This window comes from Rhizobium sp. UFLA01-1127, from assembly GCF_059803845.1.
Window position 1 is genome coordinate 40,212 of record NZ_JAUQTZ010000018.1, and the last position, 21,232, is coordinate 61,443.

A 21,232-nucleotide genomic window follows, 5' to 3' on the forward strand; every position below is an offset into this window, starting at 1 on the left:
GACGTCAATCTATAGGTGCACGGCGAACGCAATGGGAGCTTCACGATGAACCACGAAAATCAAGGAACTCGTAACATTTGCGCTCGCAGTGAAGACGCTGCATGGATCACCTCAAGGCCGCTCGACATCCAAGCATGTGCGCGCCCGGGTCAACAGCATCGCCCACCATCGAAGTGACATCGCGAGCTATCGATCTCTCCCGTTTTTTCGTTCAGATGCCCAAGTCTGTCAACCAGCTGCAGGCAAGCGAATTGTCACCTCTAGGCCACCATGTTGGGATCGTTCAAAAGCAATCGTTCCGTTGTTCAGCGAGACAATCTCCAAGGCGATCGCTAGGCCGAGGCCGGTTCCTGGGCTCGTCTCGTCGAGGCGTCCACCACGTCGTCCGATCGAACGAAGATCAGTCGATGGAATGCCCGGTCCGTCGTCGCATATTCGCAGTTCGACGACTGTCGCGTCCTTCTTGGCCTGGACGTTAATCATTGAGTCTGCCCATTGCGCCGCGTTCTCCAATATCACGCCGACAAGCTCGACTAGATCATTTGCGTCGATATCGACGTTTAGACCGTTGGCAACGTCGACCACCCAGTCTAGGTGCTCACTCGTACGCGTTTTCTTCAATACTGTGATGGCGCGTGGGACGATATTGCTCAAGGACGCGCTGAGAGAGTGCATCCGAATGCGCTGACGTAGGCGTACCAGTCGCAACTGATAATCTATGCGCCCACGCATCTCGTTCGCCAGCTCAATAATCGTGGCTGCGCTGCGCGTGTCACCTGCGTCCTCGAGTTCGTAAGCAATCGTTCCAAGCACCGCAAGCGGCGTTTTCAACCCGTGCGCAAGATCTGATGCACGCGATCGTGCAAAGTCCATTGATTTCTGCTGCAGAGCCAGCAGCGCGTTTACCTCGCTGACAACCGGAACCACTTCCAGAGGATAGCTGGAATCGATCGAAGAAGCGGCGCCCTTGCGGATCCCCTCAATATCCTGACGCAGGGTCCTGAATGGCGACAGGCCGAACTGTACCTGCAGAATGGCAGCAAGAACCAGGATGATACCAAGGATCAATAGGGCCATGGCCAATTCCCGCCCAAAGCGGGTGATCGCCTCATCAAGGATTGATCGATCCTGGGCTACGATGACCTGGAAGCGGCGCTCGCTTTTGCCTTTCGCAAAGCGAGCCGTCAAGGAAAGAGCAAGCAATGATTGACCCACAGGTCCTTGAACGGTGGAAAGCTGCCCGTCGTCATTTGGCGTCGCGAGCTTGAGGACATGGTCCCAAAGCGAGCGGGAGCGGATCATCTGCTGCGACCCCAGATCCGTGATCTGCCAATAGAGACCGCTTATCGGCGTATCATAGCGCGGATCAGGCAACGAACCCGTCAGCACTGGCGTCCCATCGCGTGCGTCTGCATTGATCAAAGCGACGAGACGCGACATCGCTGCTGACAGATCAGCGGACGCGCCGCGTTCGACGTTCTCCGTGAACAAGTAGCCAATAGCGACGCCAGCCAACACGAGGGCTACGGCAATCCAGATGCCGGCTCCCAATATCAGCCGAATCCGTAGGGACCGAATTCTCAACGATCATTCCCACCGAGAATGTACCCAAAACCACGGCGTGTCTCGATGATCTCGGCGCCCAGTCGTTTCCGAAGACGGCCGATGAGCACCTCGACGGCGTTCGAACCGCCTTCGAAGTCCTGAGTGTAAAGATGCTCGGCTATCTCAAGTTGAGAAACGACTCGGCCGCCCTGATGTGCCATGAAGGCGAGAAGCCGATATTCCTGTGGCGTAAGTACGATCGGAACGCCCGCGCGCGATAGCTGTCTCAACCGCGTGTCGAGGACAAGCTCGCCGATTTCGATCTGTGACGACGCAAAACCACCTGCTCTACGCACAATCGCCCGGATACGCGCCACGACTTCTTCCATGCGGAAAGGCTTTACTACGTAGTCGTCGGCTCCAGACTCAATTCCCTCGACCCGCTCGTCCCATTGCCCGCGCGCGGTGAGAATCAGCACGGGAACCGTGCGTCCGGCGCGGCGCCATCGCTTGAGGATCGTCAAACCGTCAAGCATCGGAAGGCCGAGATCAAGGATCACGGCGTCGAATGTTTCGGTGTCTCCTCGAAACCAGGCATCTTCTCCGTCTCTGGCATATTCCGTGATGAAGCCGGCGCTCGATAGCGCCGCCCCAAGCGAATCGGCGATGCGGCGATCATCTTCAGCAACGAGTATCCGCATGTTTACCTTACCCTTATGAATTTGCCTGTGCGGGCATTAAAAGAATAGCGCCGAACTTCATTATTGCTCTCAAGCACCTTCAACTCATACTGGAGAACACCCTTCACAGGGCGCAGCCGCGCGTCAATGATCTGTCCGTTGGTCAGATGCCGGGCGATTGCAACGATACCGTCCAGCGGAAGGGCCTGATCGCCTTGGACGGCTTTCAAAGCGCCGTTCGGTCCGCCGAGCTCCACGTCGGCATCGTTTCGCCCGGAGCCCTCCGGAGCAGAGGGCTGATCGTCTGCAGAATCATCTGAACCCGCATCTCCATCATTCGCATCCGCGTTTGATGCGGTTGAACCGGTCCCTTGATCCGAAGAGTTGTCGGATTCACCAGCATCGGCGATTTCGATGTAGCCGGCATCTGGCGAGCCATTGATGGCTTCCTGGGCGCGCGCCAGCGCCGGCAGTTGCAATGCCAAAGCAACTGTCGCAAACCAAGCGAGGGCTCTTGCGGACCGAAAAAGCACACCTTTTCTCCCCAAGTCGTCAAAGCCGCTCCTGCAAATAGCTTAGATGAGCGAAGCTGACAATTCGCTGACAACGCCCTCACGGCTTTTTCAGGCGTCATGGAATATACCAATCCCCAATCGAGACAGTGCAAGACGAATGGGAGCAGAAACCTAATGCCTGCAACGGCTTCTGCCCTGCGGTGACCGCGCGCGAAGATACGTCCTTTTGACATTCGATCGCAACGGAAGGAATGTGCCATGCAAGTCGTGTTTCGCTTTATGCCATTTATCATCTATCTAGGTGCGCTATTTGCTATCATCTTCTTGATGCTGATCATTCGATCCACGCATACATGTGGACCCTTGGGGATGTTCAGACACCCTCGAACCTGCCATACGTCGCCATGCGAGAACAAAGAGGTGGGCAATGAACCACCAATCCGCATCTGCTCGATGAATTCCTGACAGCCTGACCGATGGGCTGCAGTCCTCGACTGGGCTCATCCCAGTTCCAGACCGGTGTTTCTTCGACATTCGATTGATCTTGAGAAAGCAAAATGCAAATCCTATTCCGCCTCGCGCCTGCCCTCATATATGTAGCTGCGCTACTTGCGATTATCTTGTCGATATCGACCGTTCGGCGGACCTATGCAAACGGTCCTTTTGAGGTGCATTGCCAATATGCGAAATACTCAGATTGCAGGCTCGCAAGGCGAGATTGAAACATGGAGCATGGAGAAACCAGCTTAAATAGATGGTTCACCCGTATGTGTTCGTTAGCATCCACATCCGCGCGCTTTGAGAAGGCAAAACATGCATGCCTTGATAGGTTCATAAACGCTATGTTGAAAAAAATGATGTCAGGCAGTTTGACGCTTGTGGTTCTTGGGTATGCAGCAAGTTCAGTTCTAATGGTCGCGACGGTTTGTGCTGCTGAGGTGGCCTTCGCATCTCCCACAGCCGCCGCTTTGCAGACCAAACGAAATGCCCAGGGGCTGCTATATGACATGCGCGTCTCGCTTGACATGATCGCGAGGAGTTATAAGGACGCCTCGGGCGCGCGGCATCGAAGCACTGCCAGTGTTCTTGAAGCCGTTAGCCTCGTTGCACGGGCAGCAGAGCAACTGGAGGGCGCACTTGTGACCCCCAATAGCAAAGCGATCGCCGACGCTACCGGCAGCCTGTCGAAGGCGATGGGTGAATTGCAAACACGATATGCTCTGACAGCTTCGCAAAATAAGCAGTCAGCACAAGGCATGCGCTATCTGAATGCGGCATGGAAGAGCTACGCCGCCCGATATATTCTTTCAAAGCCGGCAAATGAAACCAGAACCGTGAGCAAGGGTGAATTTCAAGCTTTGCGTGAAAGGGTGAGGCTTCTCGAAAGACGCGTAGCGTCACTGGAGGACCAGATTGCCAGCAATGCGAGCCTTCAACGAGAGGTCGCGCGGCTTAGGCAACACCTTGCCTACTATGATGACCGTCCCAACGATTATCAGACGCATCAGAGCATATTGCTGACGCTTGCAATAGTGTCCGGATCGTTCGATGCGTTCAGCGACACGACCAGAGCTTATTATCCGAATTATCATGTTCATTTCCAGTCAATCAATATGGAATTTGAAACCTGGCAGTCCTATTGGGATGGATATTATGATGGTTATTATGGAGATCGCAACGCTATATGGTACGCTGAACCAGCCATTGTGGATGGTCCATTGATTGAAATAGATAAGCTCGAAATTAGACAGGATATTAGCTACCAGACGATTTATAACATAACAAGCGAGACGCGCATCGAATATGAGGCTTTACCGCTGGAGGTTTTGGCCGATCGTCAAATTCCCGCCCCGGCCGATGATACTGTCCTAACTATCCATGATTTGGCGGGACTAGAAAATGACGCTGCCATAGAAAAATTTGATGAAACTACATCTATGGACGTTGAACTGAATGACAATTCAACAAAACAAAATGAAGAAATTGATCCGCGGCATGATCAGACATCGGATAGTCACATGCTGCAGAGTAGCGAGAAGCTTCCGGATAGTGCCGAACCGCAACAGCATAGGCAAAACGCTGAGGACGTCATTCCCGGCAATGATCAAGATGACGCGGCAGACCAATCGGGAGATGAGCTTCAGAAAAGGGATGTCTCATCCAAGGAAAATGACAGCGACACAGATCGGCTCCAAAATACCGGCCAAGGCTCTCCGCAGCAGATAGAGACGCCAGTCGACACCAAGAGCTCCGCGACATGCTCGGTCAGCTCTGACAACTGCTGATGTCGATGAATTTTGGAGGTCGAGAACGAGCGGGATGTGACAGCAGTCTCATGGAGGTGACGGTGGCGGCGCCGCCCCTAGCGTTCTGGCAAATCGCGCCATAGTACTCCCGATCGAAGCAGGCAGAATATACCGTTTAGCGCGTGCCGATCATCCACAGGGGCACGTCTATTGGCTCGTTGGGCAGCGGCGGCTCGATCACCCGCCATTCGAAAACGCCCCCTTTTCGCCGTTCATCCCAAAATCGGAAGTGCACGCAAATAGTTTCTGGCGATATTCTGCGACCCGTGACAAAACCGCAAGATCGGTCGAGCGTGTCATGTCTGTAGGCGCCTAACTGGTGTGGCCACGGAGGGCGACGATGAAGGCGGCACTTCAAAACTATCAGGCCCGGATGCGGCGGGTGCTGGACTATATCGACCGGCATCTTGACAGCGATCTGGACCTGGAAACGGTAAGCGGTGTTGCGGCCTTCTCGAAATTTCATTTCCACCGGCAGTTTACGGCGGTCTTCGGGTTGTCCGTGCATCGTTATGTCCAGCTTGCCCGTATGAAGCACGCTTCGTACCGGCTGGCCTACACCGACGCCCAAAGCGTCACAGACATAGCGATGGATGCCGGTTACGATGCACCGGATGCCTTTGCCCGCGCTTTTCGGCAACGGTTCGGGCAATCGCCTTCGTCGTTCCGGAAGTCTCCCGACTGGGAGCCGTGGCTTGCGGCCTTCGGGCCTCTCGACAACGCGAGGAACAAGCTCATGCAGAAGACTTTTACCCCTGACGACGTGACGATCCGCGATGTGCCTCCCACGCCGGTGGCGATCATGGAGCATCGGGGCGATCCAGCGACGCTCGGCGCCACCATCCAACGCTTCATCGCGTGGCGCAAGGCCGCTGGCCTGCACCCCAAGACCAGTCCAACCTTTAATGTCTGGCGTTCCGAGCGGCATCCTGCGTCGCTTGCCGATTATAGCATCGATCTCTGTGTCGGTACTGAGCAACCGATCGAGCCGAACGGCGAACCGGTCAAAGCCGGCAAGATCCCTGGCGGACGCTGCGCGGTGCTGCGTTTCGTTGGCAACACCGACCATCTGGAGCCCGCCGCGCTCTACCTTTATCGCGACTGGCTTCCGGCCAGCGGCGAGGAAGCACGCGATTTCCCGATCTATTGCCAGCGGCTTTCATTCTTTCCGGAGGTGCCTGAACATGAAGCGGTCGCGGAGCTGTTTTTGCCGCTGAAGTAGCGCCCTCTGACGGCGGCCTGTCCCTACTGATCGTAAGGAGGGGACAGGCTGCTATCCACCTGTCAAGTCTTTCTGGTTCGCGGTGTCGGGATAGTCGGCATGTCGTGCACATGTCCCAGACCCAAGATGTGGTTCTAATCATCCTCAAGCAAAGCCCCATATTCAGGCTAACCGACGCATGCGCCGACGCGTGAAGGTAGTCCAAAGCCAGTTTTGCTGAGCCGGCAGCACGGTCAATATTTGCACCAACTCTCCACCGACTCTCCGCACAATCTGGACATTACGGTGCTCTACCTTTCTCCACAGGTCACCATCGAATGAGGAAGGAAAGATCGTGAAGCACGGCAACGCCTGCCCTGCCAGCAAGCAACCCGCCGCTGTAGGGCTAGTTCCCCATACCGATCGGGAAAATTCTCAACTTAGCTTCTCCTCTCCATTTAGGTGCCTTGGAGGTTGATATGTTGTGGTTACCGCGGCAAACGATCCGTCGAGTCGACACACGGTTGAACATATTGTGCAAATGTGCGGTCGGTTAGACCCTCATGCAGTTGTCTCCAGTTTTTTCAGCAGATGATTACGAGAGAACCATCTGCATAGGGACCGTCACGCGCGGACGACCGCAAATGCTTTCGAATCTTCTGAAGTCCTATAGCAGGCTAAACGTGCCTGATAGAGTTCGTCTTCATTTCATCATCATTGAGAATAATGAAACGGCCTCGTTAGGCCAAGCTATCGAAGATTTCCGCGAGCAAGTACCAAGGTCGAGCGTTCAATACGAGCTCGAGACGCAGCTCGGTATCGCCTTTGCTCGCAATCGTGCTCTTGAGGCCGCTCTTGCGTCGGATGGAGACTTGCTGACCTTTGCTGACGACGACGAAATCGTCGCAGAAGATTGGCTTGAGCGGCTGCTCGCCGCGCGAGAGGCTCAGGACTTCGATATTGTCGCTTCGCCGGTCAGATTCGCACCGCCACCGGCCGCCGCATCCCGGTGGAACAGGATGGTTTGGTCAGGGATGGACAGAATGAACCGCAATAGTGAAGCGAAGTCTGTTCGTCTCCTTAAGAGGGGCGACGCTAGGCGCATTAAACTGGCCACCGGCAGCTGGATGGGAAAGCTTGAGTTCTTTCGTCGCACTGGTCTTCGTTTCGACAATTCGCTCGGCTTGGCAGGCGGCGAGGATTGGCAATTGTGGAGCGATGCTTTGAAACTCGGCGCCCGCACGACTTGGACTCCGTATGCAATCGCCAGCGAGACGGTTCCTGTCGAGCGCTTGACACTCCGCTACCAATACAAGCGTTCAAGGGATCACAGCAGCGTTCTGATCGAGAGACGAAAATGCAAGGGCTCGAAGACTATCTCGCTGCAAATATTGGTTTCGATTTTGGGTCGAGTGTGGACGCTATTTTATTGTATTCTCGCGGCTCCCTTGACGAGGGGCTCGACATTGGTGCGCGCAGCGTCGTGCTTGGGCAGCATAGTTGGATTGTTGCGGGGGCGTCTCGGGTTTGTATCGCCCCATTATCGAACGACCAGCGGTTCTTAGCCATCACAGGCTCTGCAAAATTGGCGTCCGAGCCGCGCGCAGGCAGGTCCCAGCCTCTGATCCTTGGATGCGACTGTGCTTACGCGACGGCGGCAAGAAGGGCTATGGGCGAGCCGATCGGTGCCCCAATATCATGCCGACGAGATGAAAATTGCGGGGTGAGGAACCCTTGGGGAGCCGCGCTGCTTCGACTACGCCCTGTTGCAGATGCCCCTGCATGCGGTAGCCGCGCATTGTCGGCAAAGACCCGTCGGCTGCCTTGACCGTCGGCAATGACGGCTAGGAAGAGTCTTAACCGGCATTAGGCGCTTCATGCAGCGTTGAAGGCGGTTGGCCTTAAAATCGAGCATGATCGCGGTCCCCCCATAATAGCTGGCGACATAAGGAATTTGCGCCGCGTGGCGCGGCAAACGGAGATAGGGCGAAGACGCTCTGTACTCGGCTGTTCGACTGCTGCAATCCCGATGATCATCCACGCAGGCTTTGATCCAATCGCGCCATATGGCGGGAGTGAACATTTCGGACCGCGGCAGCCAATCTCCGTCAACTCAGGAGGATCGCGTCAACGATGCCGACCCTGCGTAGTGATCATGGCCTTTCAGAAGTCCCCCTATTGATCGATTTACGGAAGACCAGGGGCGTGTCGCCTGTTCGCTGCTTGAACAGCTCGTAAAATCGACTGCTGGAGCCGAAACCGCAATCAAAAGCGATCTTCAATACCGGATCGTCAGTGTCAGCAAGCAACTTCATCGCTCGAGCTATCCGATATCGAATTAAATATTCGTTCGGAGACATACCAAGGACTTTCTGAAAAGCCTTGTTGGCAGTGGTTGGGTGCACCCCTGCGAGCTTGGCCAATTGTGGAACTGTGAGCGGCTCGTCGAAATGTCTGTTGATGAGATCAGTAAGAGCCTCGGTGTGACGAACGGCGGTCGCGGAATTCGTCCTATTAGAATGACGTAAAGCACCTTCTTTTTCGCCGCCATTGTCAATGAAAAGGCGGCGTACCCTTAACTTGACCTCTTCGAAGACCAGTTCGCGGCGTGTGGCATCACCAACGGTCCATTCCTTGAGCCAGCGCTGGGAAACAGCACCATCGATGAGGTTTTGGCAAGCCTCAGATAAGATCTGACCTTGCATGATACGACCGCGCGCAACTCGGTCGATCGGCAAACCCAGGAAATCGACGAGCGGAAGATAGATACAGACAAGCGGCGCATTGGGCGTCACCGCGATCGTTCTATGGGGAATGGCTGCCCAAAATAGCACCAGCCGCCCCGCTTCGACCTTTTCCTGCCTCCCGTTGAAAATGTAGGTCATTTGACCGTCAAGCAGATAGTTCAGCTCGACATGATCGTGCCAATGCGCCGCATTCATGGCGTTGGCAATGTGACACTCGATCATGAAGTCGCCCCGGGATGCGAAAAGAGCGTCCTGCACGGCAGATATGGGAAATTTTGACACTGCAATGCGCTCCAGGGCGTGAATCCGGGAATAATCTCGTTATTATGGAGAGGAAATTCTGATTTGAAAGATGCAATTGGCTTCGCAGACATCTCTTGCGGAGACTTTTCCATGCCAAAGATCTGCCTGATCGGTGCCGGCAGCACCGTCTTTGCCCAGAACATCCTGGGCGACGTCCTTTCCAGCCAAAGCGGTGGCGACTATGTCATCAGTCTTTTCGACATCGATCCGGAGCGTCTGAGGACCTCCGAAATCGTTGCACGGCGCATCTGCGAGGCGCTTCATCTCGATAAGGTGCGCATAGAGGCGACGCTTGATCGCCGGCAAGCGCTGCAAGGCTCGGACTTCGTCATCCTGATGATGCAGGTTGGCGGCTACAAGCCGGCCACCGTGACGGATTTCGATGTCCCGAAGAAGCATGGACTGAGGCAGACCATCGCCGATACGCTCGGGATCGGCGGCATCTTCCGTGGGCTTCGCACCATTCCCGTTCTTGAAGAAATCTGCCGCGACATGGAAGAGGTGTGCCCCGACGCGCTCTTGATGCAATATGTCAATCCGATGGCGATCAATTGCTGGGCGATCAAGGAGATTGCGCCTCACATCCGCACCGTCGGACTATGTCACAGCGTACAGCATACCGCCGCCCATCTTGCCGATTGCCTCGGTGAGGATATCACCGATATCAACTATCTTTCGGCCGGCATCAACCATGTCGCCTTCTTTCTCAAATACGAAAAGCTGCGAGCTGATGGCAGCCGCGAGGATCTCTATCCGCGCCTGCACGCCCTCGCCGAGAAAGGACGTATCCCTTCGGGCGATCGAGTTCGTTTCGATGTCCTCAAGCGGCTCGGCCATTTTGTGACGGAATCGAGTGAGCATTTTTCGGAGTATACATCCTGGTACATCAAGGATGGCCGTAGCGATCTGATCGAGCGGCTCAACATTCCCCTGGATGAATATATTCGCCGCTGTGAGGTCCAGATTGCCGAATGGCATGAGTTGCGCCGCGACCTTGAAGGCGGCAAGCCGATCGATGTTTGCCGCAGCAACGAATACGCGGCCGGTATCATTCATGCTGCGGTCACCGGCCAGCCGGCGCTGATCTATGGAAATGTCCCGAACGACGGCTTGATCCAGAATCTGCCGCACGAGTGCATCGTGGAAGTGCCATGCCATGTCGACTACAACGGCATTCAGCCGATCCGCATCGGACGCATACCCTCGCAGCTTGCGGCCGTCATGCGCTTGAGCGCTTCCGTGCAGGAACTGACGGTCGAGGCGGCACTGACGAAGAAACGGGATCGTATCTATCAGGCCGCCCTGCTCGATCCTCATACATCGGCGGAGCTGTCACCCGATCAAATATGGGCGCTTGTTGACGATATGATCGAGCGGCACGGCGATCTTTTGCCCGCTTATCACTAGGCGATTTAGACACCTAGCTATCATCTGAGCGCCCGGTGTCCTCGCAAGAGGATGCTGCGCACTCACATTTTATGGTTTGCAGCGATCATAAATTAGATCACAAACAATCAGAATTATGATTGACATTGATCTTCTTGAATGGAAATCTGAGCGAAATAGAAGTAATCGCGGAAGAGGAACCTTCGTTGAGCCAAGCTGGGGGAGTGAAAGTTGATCGTCTCGACGCCATTCGTAGCCATTTGTATGCGAATGGATTTTCGACGATCCAGGCACTTGCAGACGCCATCGGCGCTTCCTTGGCAACGGTACGCAGGGACTTGCAGGTCCTCGAGCGCGACGGCGCGATTGACCGTGTGCATGGCGGCGCCCGGATCGCTGAGGGATCGTCGGTGGAGCTTGCCTTTCAGGAACGGGCCAAGCGGCATCTGTCGGCCAAGCGCGCGATCGCAACGGCAGCCTATGATGTGCTGACGCCGCGCACCGCCATCTTCCTCGATGCCGGCACTACGGTGTTACAGCTTGCACGCCTCATCCGCCTAAACCCGATACCGCTTCGGATCTTCACCAATGGTTTGACGGTGGCGCAGGAGTTTCTCAATATCCCGAATCTGGAGGTGGTCCTGCTCGGCGGACAGCTTCGCAGCGAGAACGCTTCGCTCGTCGGGCCACAGGCGGAAGCGATGCTCGAAAACATCTGGTTCGATCAGCTCTTTCTCGGCGCCAGTGCCATCAGCCCCGACGGCGCCATTTACAGCGTCGACAGCGCAGAAGCGAGCCTCAATAAATGCATGCTCAGCCGCTCGGCCCATCGTTTCGTGCTCGCCGATTCTTCGAAGTTCGGCACGATGGCGACCTATAAGGTCGCCCCCTTGAGTGCGGCGAAGGTGATTACCGATGCGGGTCTTTCCGCGCATTGGCGCAGCGAACTCGTCAATTTCGGCGTCGAGACGACGATCGCGGATCTTGGAGCGCCGGAATGAGCGACGACGTGATCCTCGGCATCGATGGCGGTGGCAGCAAGGTGTTGGTCGCGCTCGCCGACCGAGCCGGCTGCGTGCTGCTCATGTCGCGTGGCAGCGGCATCAATCCGATGGACAATCCAAACTGGCGACGCGAGCTGCATCTTGCGCTGCGTCCCTTCCTGGAGCGGGAGAAGCCGGCGGCCGTGGCGGCTGCGCTGCCCGCCTATGGCGAAGTAGCGCGCCTGTCGGAACAGCAGCGCGAGGCGATCGAGGTCAGCTTCCCGAAGGCGAAGCGGCATATTCTCAACGATGTCGATGCAGCGCATCTCGGCGCCTTTGCCGGAAAACCCGGCATTCTCATCCTATCAGGTACAGGTTCTATGGCATGGGCGCGCAATAGTGCCGGCGTATCGGCACGCGTCGGCGGCTGGGGCGATATCATCGGCGACGAAGGCAGCAGCTACTGGATCGGGCGGGCAGCGCTCAGCCTTGTCAGCCAGAGCCTCGACGGGCGGGCAGGCCCGACCGCGTTGGCGAAGGCCATGTTCGAATTCCTGAGCCTCGACAGCATCGACCCGGTCAACGCTCTCGCAGGATGGGTGAGCGAACTTAAAAACCCCCGTGCCGAGATCGCAGCCCTCTCGGTTCTCGTCGATCGTGTTGCTCGCGCCGGCGATGGCGTGGCGAGGAAGCTGATCGACCAGGCTGCATCCGAGCTCGCAAAGCACATGGAGGCCATAGCGCCGCATTGCGATCCGGGCGCTGATTGGACATATGCGGGTGGAACATTTGCAAGCCACGCGCTGCTTTCCGCTTTGGAGCGGCGCATCGGCCACGCAGCTGTGAGCCCGAAACTTCCTCCCATTGGTGGCGCTCTGTTGGCGGCCGCCAGTCTTCTCGATTGGCCGGTCGAAGACGGCTGGATCACGCAAATTGCCGCAACTGCAAAGACCGCAGCGGTGCATTCCAGTGAAGCAGACCTCAATAACAAGGAAAGAAGGGAACATGCGTAAATATGCTTTGCCATTCGTCGCTCTTGCGGCGCTCGTTGCCGCCGTTCCGGCCTTCGCTCAGGATGCGAAACCGCTTGCCGGACAATCAATCACGGTGCTGATGCCCTCGCCGCAGGCGCCGAACATTCCCGGCGACTTCGAAGCCGAGACCGGCATCCACGTCAACATGCAGACGCTATCCTGGGACGATATTCGCCCCAAGCTCGTCACCTCGCTGATCGCAGGCACAGCACCTGCCGATGTCACCGAGTTCGACTGGTCCTGGACCGGCCAATTCAGCGCCGCCGACTGGTATCTGCCGCTCAACGATGTGATGGATGCGGACACTGTCAAGGATATCGGCGTCTCCAAGATCTTCACGGTCAACGGCAGTCTCTTGGGCGTGCCCTATACCAACGACTTCCGCGTCATGCTGATCAACAAGAAACATTTTGCCGATGCGGGTATCACCAAGATGCCGAAGACGCTCGATGAATTGGTCGCTGCTGCCAAGCAGATCAAGGAAAAGAAGATTGCGGCCTATCCGATCGGCCTGCCGCTTTCTGCGACCGAGGGCGCATCGACCAGCTGGTATCTGCTGACGAAGGCCTTTGGCGGCGAGCTGTTCGACAAGGATTTCAAGCCGCTTTTCGTTTCGAAGGATTCGGCAGGCTACAAGGCGCTCGCCTTCGAATTGATGCTGCTGAAGGAAGGCCTGGTCGATCCTGCCTCCACCGGCCTCAAGGACAGCCAGATCAATGAGAGCATGTTCGCCCAAGGCGTGACCAGCATCATGATTTCCGGTGAACCGGGCAGAATCGGCCAGATGAACGATCCGAAGCAATCGAAGGTCGCCGGCCAGATCGAGGCGATCCTGGTGCCGACCGCAAGCGGTGAAACCCGCAGCTTCGGCCTGCCCGAAGCGCTCGCCATCCCGCGCGTCTCGCAGAACAGGCAAGCCGCCATCGCCTTCGTCAAATGGTTCACCAGCAAGGAGTTCCAGAAGAAGAACGCGGCCAATGGCGCATTGCCGACCCGCACCTCGGCGCTGTCCGAACTCAATTCGGCCGGCCAACTTTTGAGCGGTGACGCGCTTGTGGCACAATCGAAGACCGTCGAACCGCTGTTTCCGCAGGGCACACCCCCTTGGTACCCGGAATTCTCGAGCGCCGTGAATACCGCCATCAATAGTGCGGCGAAGAGCCAGATCACCGTCGATCAAGCCATGCAGAACATCGCCGAAGCGGCAAAGCAGGCATCAGCGCAATGACAATCGTAGTCTCTGCCGGTGGCAGGACAAAGCGTGGTGCCGGCGTCAAGACCGACACCATGCTGGGGATCCTGCTTGTTTCGCCGATCCTGATCACGATGGCAGCCCTCGTCTTCTACCCGATCGCAAGAACGGTCTGGGACAGCCTGCATAGGGTCAATCCGATGCAGGCGGGCACTCCCTTTATCGGGCTGGAAAACTACACCCGCATGCTTTCCGACGCGCCGCTTGGCACGACCTGGATCAATACGTTCATCTATGTCGTGCTCGCAGTTGCGGCCGAGACGGTGTTCGGCGTGCTTGCCGCCGCCCTCATCAATCAGGTCAAGATCGGCCGACAGTGGTTGCTTGCGGCTGTCGTCCTGCCCTGGGCGCTGCCCGGTGTCGTCAATGCGGTGATCTGGCTCTGGATCTATCAGCCCGGCGCCGGATTGTTGAACGGCATTCTGTCTTCGGTCGGTTTGCCTTTCGAAAACCATGTTTGGTTCAATGATCGGACCAGCGCGATCATCGCAGTCACCGTTGTTCATGTCTGGCGCATGATGCCGCTGACCGTCGTCATCGTGCTGGCCGCCATGCAGAGCATTCCCGCTCATCTTTATGAGGCCGCACGCATCGATGGTGCCACGCGCATGCAGATGTTTACCCTCGTTACGCTTCCGCTGGTGCGCAGCGCCATTGCCGTTGCCATGACCAACGCGACCGTCAACGCATTCAACCTCTTCGATGAGGCCTGGGTCTTGTCGGGCTCCAGCCTCGAGACGCGCCCGGTTCTCGTGCAGATCTATCTCGAGACCTTCCAGAATCTGCGCTTCTCCTACGGCATGGCCTTGTCTCTCGTGATCACACTTGTCTCGCTGCTCGTGTCGCTCGTCTATGTGCTGCGCGTCTATCGCAACACCAGGTTTGACTGATGAAACAAAGCCTTTCCTATCGTTTGCTGATCTGGACCGGTGTGGCGGCTCTCCTGATCTGGTCGCTCGGACCGATCTACTGGACGCTTGCAAGCTCCATCACCCCGACCGAGGATTTCTCGGCTAGACCAATCCACTTCTTCCCGCGGCATTTCACACTGGATCATTTTTCGCGTCTCTTCGGCATCGATATTGCCAGGATCGGCGGGGTGCAGGTCTGGTCGCAGTTCCGTGCCGCGCTGATCAACAGCATCGTGACGTCAGTAGCTGCAACGGTCCTTTGCGTGGCGATATCGGCACTCGGTGGCTATGCCTTCACGCGGATCCAGTTTCCTGGCCGTGGCTTTCTGTTTGCCGCCGTCGTCGCGACGCTCGCAATTCCCGGTTATGCTGTGCTCATTCCGCTTTATCGGATCATGATCAGCCTGCATCTGGTCGATACCTATGTCGGCGTGGCGCTGATCTATGTCTCTGCCTACCTGCCCCTGTCACTTTGGCTGTTGCGGAGCGTCTTCGAGGCATTGCCAATCGCGCTTGAGGAGGCGGCGCAGCTCGATGGCGCCGGCCGACTCTACATTTTCTTCAACATCGTCCTGCCGCTCGCCGGTCCCGGTCTGACGGCAGCGGCAATCCTGAGCTTTCTTGGCGCTTGGGGCCAATATCTCGTCCCGCTCATCTTCTCGCCGCAGGCGACGAAGCCGTTGACAGTGCTGATCCCCGAATTCGTCACCAAGAACTTCATCGACTATGGGCTGATCACGGCAAGCGGAGCAATTGCCATCATTATTCCCGCCCTGGTCGTCATCTTTCTCAATCGATACCTCGTCAGCGGTCTGCTGGCTGGATCGGTCAAGTAAATCGGAGCTAGCATGAATACGACGGAAAAGGTGATTTTCGAGCAATTTCCTTATTGGGAAAGGGCGATCGGACCAGTCCCCGCCCCGCATGAAGCCGAACTGACGGTTTTTTTGGGCTGCGGCACGTCCTACAATCTTGCCTTATCGCTTGCGGCACATGCCAATCTCGCCGGCTATCCGGCGATTGCCGCACCGGGCGCGGAATGGCTGAACCGGTCGGCCGCCTTCTGGCCGCGCTGGCAGAAGGTCCATCTCGTGGCCCTTTCGCGCAGCGGTGAAACGACGGAAACGGTTGCTGCCGCCAAGGCTAGCCGCAAAGCCGGCATTTTCGTCACCGCCATCACGGTCGAGCCTGAAAGCGCGCTTGCCAAGAACTGCGACCGGCTGATCGACGCGGCGACCCATGGCGATGAGGGCATCGTCATGACGGTCTCGGCGAGCCTGATGCTGCTTCTGGGCATGCAGATGGTCGGCGTAAAAATCCCACCATCGGTCGTCCAGTCCGCACGCAGTTTAGCGGACCAGATCGATGCTGCTCTTCCGAAGATCATCGAAGGTCGCACGCATTTCGTTTTCCTTGGCAGCGGATCGCTCTACGGCATTGCCCTCGAAGGTGCCTTAAAGCTGATGGAAATGAGCCAGATTATCACCCAGGGCTTCCATCCGCTGGAATACCGGCATGGACCGATCAGCCTGGTCGATGAACACACCACAGTCGTCATGCTCTACAGCGCCGATCAGAAGGCGGCTGAAGCGCTGCTGGTCGAGGAACTGCGAAAAAAGGGAGCGACCGTTATCGGCCTTGGTGGCCCGGGTGACCTGGAACTGGCCGTTGATTGCGATCCGGCACTTGCCGGTCTCTGCGTGCTACCGGCCCTACAAGTTCTTGGCGAACGGGCAGCGCAGTCGAAGGGTGTCGATACGGTATCGCCCCGTCATCTGACCAAGGTCGTGATGCTCGGATGAATGCCTCAGTCGAACACAATCGTAGCGTTGCGCTGAAGAAGCTTCTCGGTAATCGCGTCAAGACATTGCCGCGCGGAATCACGTCGGTCTGCTCGGCGCATCCGCTGGTCATCGAGGCGGCGCTCAGGCGTGCAGCCTGCGATGACACGGTCGCGCTGATCGAGGCGACCTGCAATCAGGTCAATCAGGACGGCGGTTACACCGGGATGACGCCCCGTGACTTCCGCCGTTTCGTCGAGGACATCGCCGCCGCGGTCGACTTTCCCATCGATCGCCTCATCACCGGGGGCGATCATCTCGGGCCGAACCCGTGGAAGAAGCTGCCGGCAGACAAAGCAATGATGAAGGCCGAGGCGATGATTGCCGCCTATATCGAGGCGGGTTTCGAAAAGATCCATCTCGATACATCGATGGGCTGCGCAGGCGAGCCCGTTGCCTTGGCCGACGAGCTGACAGCGGAGCGCGCCGCGCGGCTTGCCCGCGTAGCGGAAGAGGCCGCTCTTCGCGCCGGCCGCCGCCCGCCCGTCTATATTATCGGAACCGAAGTGCCGCCGCCCGGCGGCGCCACGCATGCGCTCGACCAGCTTGAGGTCACACGCCCCGAGGCGGCGAAGAACACGCTGGCGGTGCATCGCGCGGCTTTTGCGAAGGCCGGCGTCGAAAATGCTCTGGAGCGGGTGATCGCTATCGTCGTTCAGCCCGGCGTCGAGTTCGGCAATGCCAATGTCATCCTCTACAGACCGGATCGCGTGCATGGTTTGGTTGGAGCTCTCGACCAAATGCCCGGCTTGCTCTTCGAAGCGCATTCCACAGACTATCAACCTGGGGACGGGCTTGCCGCCCTCGTGGAGAGCGGTTTTGCGATCCTCAAGGTCGGGCCAGGCCTGACCTTTGCCTTGCGCGAGGCGCTCTATGGCCTCGATGCCATCGCGTCGGTTCTCGCCGGAACGGTTTTGCCCGATGCGCTCTATGCGACGATGGAAACCGTCATGCTCGAAAGTCCGGGGCACTGGATTTCCCATTATGACGGCTCGGTCGAAGAGCAGCGCTTGCAGCGCCATTTCAGCTATAGCGACCGCATCCGTTATTATTGGCCGGACGAGAAGGCAGCAGCGGCAGTCGAGACCCTGCTTGCGCGCTTCGAGGGCGACATTCCGGAAACGCTCATCAGCCAATATCTCGGCCGGGTCTATCCGGCAGTGGTCGCCAGGAGGGTTTTGCCTCGTGCGCGCGACCTCTGCATTGCGGCGATCGATGCGGCGCTGGAACCTTATTCTGCAGCCATGATCGCATAGGCCGCCTCGGCAGGCTGCCTAGTGCGGCGGTCGATAAGGGCTGAAGCGATCAAACAACGGCTTTTCAACTGGAGATCATAATGGCATCGGTCAGCGTGACGAATGTCCGCAAGAGCTACGGTCACTTCGAAGTTCTACATGGGGTCAATATCGATATCGAGGACGGCGAATTCGTCATTCTCGTCGGGCCTTCGGGCTGCGGAAAATCGACACTTCTGCGCATGATTGCCGGACTGGAGGAGATCAGCGGCGGTGATGTCGCGATCGGCGGCCGCGTAGTCAACGACGTCGAACCCAAGAGCCGCGACATCGCCATGGTGTTCCAATCCTACGCGCTCTATCCGCATATGACGGTGGAGGCGAATATGGGCTTTTCGCTTCGGCTGGCCAAGGCGCCAAGGGAAGAGATCCGGCAGCGCGTGCACGGTGCGGCGCAGATCCTTGGGCTGGAAAACCTGCTCGACCGCTATCCGCGCAATCTGTCCGGCGGCCAGCGCCAGCGTGTCGCCATGGGCCGCGCGATCGTGCGCCAACCGCAGGTATTTCTCTTTGACGAACCGCTGTCCAACCTGGATGCCAAACTGCGCGTGCAGATGCGCTCGGAAATCAAGCAGCTACACCAACGTTTACGCACGACCACCATCTACGTCACCCATGATCAGATCGAAGCCATGACGATGGCGGATCGGATCGTCGTCATGCGCGACGGCTATGTCGAGCAGATCGGCTCGCCGCTCGAACTTTACGATAGGCCTGCCAACCTTTTCGTCGCCGGCTTCATCGGCTCCCCGGGAATGAATCTTATCCGCGGCAAGATCAGCAGTACCGGCTCGCTGGAATTCGTCGCTGATGGCGGTGTCCATCTTCCATTGCCCGAAGGGCTCCGCGTCACGCGAGGGGCTGAGATCATCTATGGTATTCGACCAGAGAACATCTCGATTGACGAAGACGGCATCGATGCCGAGGTCGTCGTCGTGGAACCCACCGGAGCGGAGACGCTGATCGTCGCAGGCATAGGGTCGGATCAACTGCTATTGGCATTGCGCGAGCGCGTGGTATCGGGAGCCGGTGATGTTATTTCCGTGAAGCCCGATATCGACAAACTTCACCTTTTCGATGGCGCGACGGGCCGGCGACTTTAAGGGTATTCATGATGGTTCACAGTGCGCTGTTATGCGATGGAAGCGGGGATTGGTCCTGTGGCACGCGACCTCGATCTGGCATCCGGGAAATGCGGGCATCGATGCAAGGCAGTTGGGGAAGACCTCCGTCGCGGTACATCCCTCACGGTCTGCCCCCTTCCTCAGCGACGGTCTCGGATGTTTCGGCGAATGGCGACGGCGGATCACGTTTGTCCCGTCCAGGCTCCGTCAGGAGCCGTGGAATGCGGACGCTCACGACGAGACCCAGAAAGATAATGGCCGCCGTCAGCGTGAACGACGCATTTGGCACGACGGTCAGGTTGAAGAGAATACCGCCCCCGGCCGACCCGGCGGCTTGGCCGAGGCTCGCGGCTGCGGTTTGCCAACCCAGGTCCGCGCCCTGCCGTTTACCGGCGACCATCGAAATCCAGTAGGTAACGACGGGTGAAAGAATGCCGGCGCTGGCCGCGATCATGGCGACGATGATCGCAGTGCCGACAGCCGACGATGCAAAGGGCACGGCAGCAACTCCCACCGCCAGGATCGCCAGCGACGGTGTTAGAAGCCAGCGCGTGATCTCTGGCTTGATAAGTGGCGAGAACACGATCGACTGTGCGATCAGCATGACCAGGGCGCACTCGGTGAACATCAGGCCGAGCCTGTATGTGTTCATTTCGAGGTGCTGGACGCCACGCAACGACAGACCGACTTCGAATGCCCCGACGGCCAGCGCGGTCACAAACGAAATTGCCAGCAATCGAGGCAGTGCGGCTCGTCCCTCTGGCGCTCTCGCATCCTCCCATCCGACTGAGCCACGGATAATCCCGCCGGGCACGAATGCCAGAATGAGAACGGCCACGACAACCGCGAAGGCCGAGGTGACAAGAAATGGAGAACGAGAGACAGCCACCGCGCCCAGGCCCGGCAAGACGGCGCTGATGCCGGAGAGGACGAATCCGCCGAGCATCGGCCCGACGAGAAATCCGCTTGCTCCGGCGATGTTGAGAAGCGCAAACCGATGAGCGCGCCATTCTTTCGTCGGGGCATGATCTCCGATCAAGGCGTAGGCTGCCGGACTAATCGAGGAGGCGAAGGCGCCATTGAGGAATCGTCCGAAATAGAGGGCAGACAGGCTGTCAGCCATGGCAAACATCGCCAGAGTGGAAGCAAAACCGACCAGTCCGATGACGATCAAGGGCCGCCTCCCATACCGGTCCGAGAGGCGTCCCCACAGCGGCGCGAACAAGAATAACGCGAGTGTATAGGTTCCTGTAAGAATGCCAGTATGCCGTGCCAGGACATCCGGATCCGCAGTTCCGGCTATCCTGGCGATCGTGGATGGAAGGATCGGCAGCAAGAATCCGTAGCCGAGGGCGATCGCAAACATCGCCAGCAACAGCGCCGCCAACGACCGTAGTCGCAGCGACTGTGGGATGGAGTCCTCGATCATCTCGGTCATGGATTCCGAGCCTATTGCCGCCAGAACGCCTGCATCTCCTCCGGCGTGACCTTGCCGTCTTTATTCGCGTCCATGGCGTCGAATATCCGCTTGTGGATCGCTGTCACCTCATCGAAGGACAGCGATCCATCCCCGTCGGTATCGGCGATGGCGAACATGATCTTCAACATGGGTCCACTCATACCCATCATCGGCATGCCACCCATCATGTTCCCGCCCATCATACCGCCAGACATCATGCCTGATCCGCCGGCCATTGTGTCTTGGCCTTGTCCCATCATGCCGCGCTGCATCATGCCCGGTCCGCCCGGCATTGCACCTTGACCTTGTCCCATCACATCCCCCATTCTCGACTGTGGAGCCGCCTGCGATGAATTCGCAGGATGATGAGCAGCGTCTCCGTTCTCTTGTGCGAAGGCGGCTCCAGCGCCGCTGAAGGCGATCGCCGCAGCCAGCAGGACTGCGTTTGAAATTCTTGTCGTTCTCATGTCGTTTCTCCTTTGACTTGGTTAGTATCCGCACCTGCCTCCTCACACGGGAGCAGGACGAATTTCGAATGTGGTCTCCGGCGAACGCGCCGCTCGGCCATCTAGTTGTGAGCTTTCGGGAGGTTGTCCATTCGGAGCGGATTTGGGAGACTGGAGTTACCACACCTCAGTTTTCCAGGATCA

The 21,232-nt window shown here is 57.6% G+C and carries 18 protein-coding genes and 1 pseudogene; 12 read left to right on the forward strand and 7 right to left on the reverse strand.

The features are described from left to right. Window positions 1–228: 228 nt before the first annotated feature. The 3 genes from Q4Q11_RS06820 to Q4Q11_RS06830 are packed head-to-tail and all read right to left on the reverse strand — an operon-like array spanning window position 229 to window position 2,758. Entirely contained in the window at window positions 229–1,551 is a 1,323-nt protein-coding gene (locus tag Q4Q11_RS06820) for a sensor histidine kinase (protein ID WP_498569023.1), read from the reverse strand. Between the two features lie 29 nt (window positions 1,552–1,580). Then, a complete protein-coding gene (locus tag Q4Q11_RS06825; RefSeq protein ID WP_112511663.1) occupies window positions 1,581–2,246 on the reverse strand; it encodes a response regulator transcription factor in 666 nt (221 codons plus the stop codon). Window positions 2,247–2,248: 2 nt separating this feature from the next. Next, window positions 2,249–2,758, reverse strand: coding sequence for a PepSY domain-containing protein (locus Q4Q11_RS06830; RefSeq protein WP_112511660.1), 510 nt, complete (start codon window positions 2,756–2,758; stop codon window positions 2,249–2,251). Window positions 2,759–3,465: 707 nt separating this feature from the next. On the opposite strand from Q4Q11_RS06830, the gene Q4Q11_RS06835 reads away from it, so the two are divergent. Beyond that, complete coding sequence (locus Q4Q11_RS06835; protein WP_498569024.1) at window positions 3,466–5,025, forward strand: hypothetical protein; 1,560 nt, start codon at window positions 3,466–3,468, stop codon at window positions 5,023–5,025. 80 nt (window positions 5,026–5,105) lie between these two features. Here Q4Q11_RS06835 and Q4Q11_RS06840 read toward each other — a convergent pair. Beyond that, a pseudogene (locus Q4Q11_RS06840) lies at window positions 5,106–5,281 on the reverse strand (transposase); the annotation flags it as partial. Window positions 5,282–5,386: 105 nt separating this feature from the next. On the opposite strand from Q4Q11_RS06840, the gene Q4Q11_RS06845 reads away from it, so the two are divergent. Together Q4Q11_RS06845 and Q4Q11_RS06850 are read left to right on the forward strand one after the other, a co-directional pair. Next, window positions 5,387–6,268, forward strand: coding sequence for an AraC family transcriptional regulator (locus tag Q4Q11_RS06845; protein WP_498569025.1), 882 nt, complete (start codon window positions 5,387–5,389; stop codon window positions 6,266–6,268). Window positions 6,269–6,810: 542 nt separating this feature from the next. Next, window positions 6,811–7,812, forward strand: a complete 1,002-nt coding sequence (locus Q4Q11_RS06850) for a glycosyltransferase family 2 protein (protein ID WP_498569026.1) — start codon at window positions 6,811–6,813, stop codon at window positions 7,810–7,812. Between the two features lie 588 nt (window positions 7,813–8,400). On the opposite strand, the gene Q4Q11_RS06855 is transcribed toward Q4Q11_RS06850, so the two are convergent. Next, on the reverse strand, window positions 8,401–9,216 hold the full coding sequence (locus Q4Q11_RS06855) for a helix-turn-helix domain-containing protein (RefSeq protein ID WP_498569038.1): 816 nt from the start codon (window positions 9,214–9,216) through the stop codon (window positions 8,401–8,403). A 171-nt stretch (window positions 9,217–9,387) separates the two neighbouring features. Between Q4Q11_RS06855 and Q4Q11_RS06860 the strand changes: the two genes are divergently transcribed. The 9 genes from Q4Q11_RS06860 (at window position 9,388) to Q4Q11_RS06900 (ending at window position 19,102) form a co-directional block, all read left to right on the forward strand. Continuing rightward, window positions 9,388–10,704, forward strand: a complete 1,317-nt coding sequence (locus Q4Q11_RS06860; protein ID WP_113215620.1) for an alpha-glucosidase/alpha-galactosidase — start codon at window positions 9,388–9,390, stop codon at window positions 10,702–10,704. 185 nt (window positions 10,705–10,889) lie between these two features. Continuing rightward, a complete protein-coding gene (locus tag Q4Q11_RS06865) occupies window positions 10,890–11,684 on the forward strand; it encodes a DeoR/GlpR family DNA-binding transcription regulator (RefSeq protein ID WP_498569027.1) in 795 nt (264 codons plus the stop codon). After that, window positions 11,681–12,679 carry an N-acetylglucosamine kinase gene (locus tag Q4Q11_RS06870; protein ID WP_498569028.1) on the forward strand — a complete coding sequence of 333 codons (999 nt, stop codon included), beginning with the start codon at window positions 11,681–11,683 and terminating at the stop codon, window positions 12,677–12,679. The genes Q4Q11_RS06865 and Q4Q11_RS06870 overlap by 4 nt, the downstream gene beginning before the upstream one ends. Further along, the gene (locus tag Q4Q11_RS06875; protein ID WP_498569029.1) at window positions 12,672–13,928 is read left to right on the forward strand and encodes an ABC transporter substrate-binding protein; all 1,257 of its coding nucleotides are present in this window, start codon (window positions 12,672–12,674) and stop codon (window positions 13,926–13,928) included. The genes Q4Q11_RS06870 and Q4Q11_RS06875 overlap by 8 nt, the downstream gene beginning before the upstream one ends. Next, window positions 13,925–14,842, forward strand: a complete 918-nt coding sequence (locus Q4Q11_RS06880; RefSeq protein ID WP_498569030.1) for a carbohydrate ABC transporter permease — start codon at window positions 13,925–13,927, stop codon at window positions 14,840–14,842. Before Q4Q11_RS06875 ends, Q4Q11_RS06880 begins: the two co-directional genes overlap by 4 nt. After that, the gene (locus Q4Q11_RS06885) at window positions 14,842–15,699 is read left to right on the forward strand and encodes a carbohydrate ABC transporter permease (protein ID WP_498569031.1); all 858 of its coding nucleotides are present in this window, start codon (window positions 14,842–14,844) and stop codon (window positions 15,697–15,699) included. The genes Q4Q11_RS06880 and Q4Q11_RS06885 overlap by 1 nt, the downstream gene beginning before the upstream one ends. Before the next feature lie 12 nt (window positions 15,700–15,711). After that, a complete protein-coding gene (locus Q4Q11_RS06890; RefSeq protein WP_498569032.1) occupies window positions 15,712–16,665 on the forward strand; it encodes an SIS domain-containing protein in 954 nt (317 codons plus the stop codon). Further along, complete coding sequence (locus tag Q4Q11_RS06895; RefSeq protein ID WP_498569033.1) at window positions 16,662–17,960, forward strand: D-tagatose-bisphosphate aldolase, class II, non-catalytic subunit; 1,299 nt, start codon at window positions 16,662–16,664, stop codon at window positions 17,958–17,960. Before Q4Q11_RS06890 ends, Q4Q11_RS06895 begins: the two co-directional genes overlap by 4 nt. Window positions 17,961–18,040: 80 nt before the next feature. Next, window positions 18,041–19,102 (forward strand): ABC transporter ATP-binding protein, encoded by a 1,062-nt coding sequence (locus tag Q4Q11_RS06900; protein WP_498569034.1) that lies wholly within the window; start codon window positions 18,041–18,043, stop codon window positions 19,100–19,102. Window positions 19,103–19,244: 142 nt separating this feature from the next. Here the strand turns inward: Q4Q11_RS06900 and Q4Q11_RS06905 are convergent, their stop codons facing one another. Next, window positions 19,245–20,561: an MFS transporter gene (locus Q4Q11_RS06905; protein ID WP_498569035.1), complete on the reverse strand. Its 1,317-nt coding sequence runs from the start codon at window positions 20,559–20,561 to the stop codon at window positions 19,245–19,247. Window positions 20,562–20,572: 11 nt separating this feature from the next. After that, entirely contained in the window at window positions 20,573–21,049 is a 477-nt protein-coding gene (locus Q4Q11_RS06910) for an EF-hand domain-containing protein (protein WP_498569036.1), read from the reverse strand. Window positions 21,050–21,232: the final 183 nt, after the last annotated feature.

Bases quoted from the DNA above. Each gene is read 5' to 3' on its own strand.
- Q4Q11_RS06825 (WP_112511663.1), bottom strand. From the start codon at position 2,246: ATGCGGATACTCGTTGCTGAAGATGATCGCCGCATCGCCGATTCGCTT.
- Q4Q11_RS06835 (WP_498569024.1), top strand. From the start codon at position 3,466: ATGGAGCATGGAGAAACCAGCTTAAATAGATGGTTCACCCGTATGTGT.
- Q4Q11_RS06845 (WP_498569025.1), top strand. From the start codon at position 5,387: ATGAAGGCGGCACTTCAAAACTATCAGGCCCGGATGCGGCGGGTGCTG.
- Q4Q11_RS06850 (WP_498569026.1), top strand. From the start codon at position 6,811: ATGCAGTTGTCTCCAGTTTTTTCAGCAGATGATTACGAGAGAACCATC.
- Q4Q11_RS06855 (WP_498569038.1), bottom strand. From the start codon at position 9,216: ATGATCGAGTGTCACATTGCCAACGCCATGAATGCGGCGCATTGGCAC.
- Q4Q11_RS06860 (WP_113215620.1), top strand. From the start codon at position 9,388: ATGCCAAAGATCTGCCTGATCGGTGCCGGCAGCACCGTCTTTGCCCAG.
- Q4Q11_RS06870 (WP_498569028.1), top strand. From the start codon at position 11,681: ATGAGCGACGACGTGATCCTCGGCATCGATGGCGGTGGCAGCAAGGTG.
- Q4Q11_RS06875 (WP_498569029.1), top strand. From the start codon at position 12,672: ATGCGTAAATATGCTTTGCCATTCGTCGCTCTTGCGGCGCTCGTTGCC.
- Q4Q11_RS06880 (WP_498569030.1), top strand. From the start codon at position 13,925: ATGACAATCGTAGTCTCTGCCGGTGGCAGGACAAAGCGTGGTGCCGGC.
- Q4Q11_RS06885 (WP_498569031.1), top strand. From the start codon at position 14,842: ATGAAACAAAGCCTTTCCTATCGTTTGCTGATCTGGACCGGTGTGGCG.
- Q4Q11_RS06890 (WP_498569032.1), top strand. From the start codon at position 15,712: ATGAATACGACGGAAAAGGTGATTTTCGAGCAATTTCCTTATTGGGAA.
- Q4Q11_RS06895 (WP_498569033.1), top strand. From the start codon at position 16,662: ATGAATGCCTCAGTCGAACACAATCGTAGCGTTGCGCTGAAGAAGCTT.
- Q4Q11_RS06900 (WP_498569034.1), top strand. From the start codon at position 18,041: ATGGCATCGGTCAGCGTGACGAATGTCCGCAAGAGCTACGGTCACTTC.
- Q4Q11_RS06905 (WP_498569035.1), bottom strand. From the start codon at position 20,561: ATGACCGAGATGATCGAGGACTCCATCCCACAGTCGCTGCGACTACGG.
- Q4Q11_RS06910 (WP_498569036.1), bottom strand. From the start codon at position 21,049: ATGAGAACGACAAGAATTTCAAACGCAGTCCTGCTGGCTGCGGCGATC.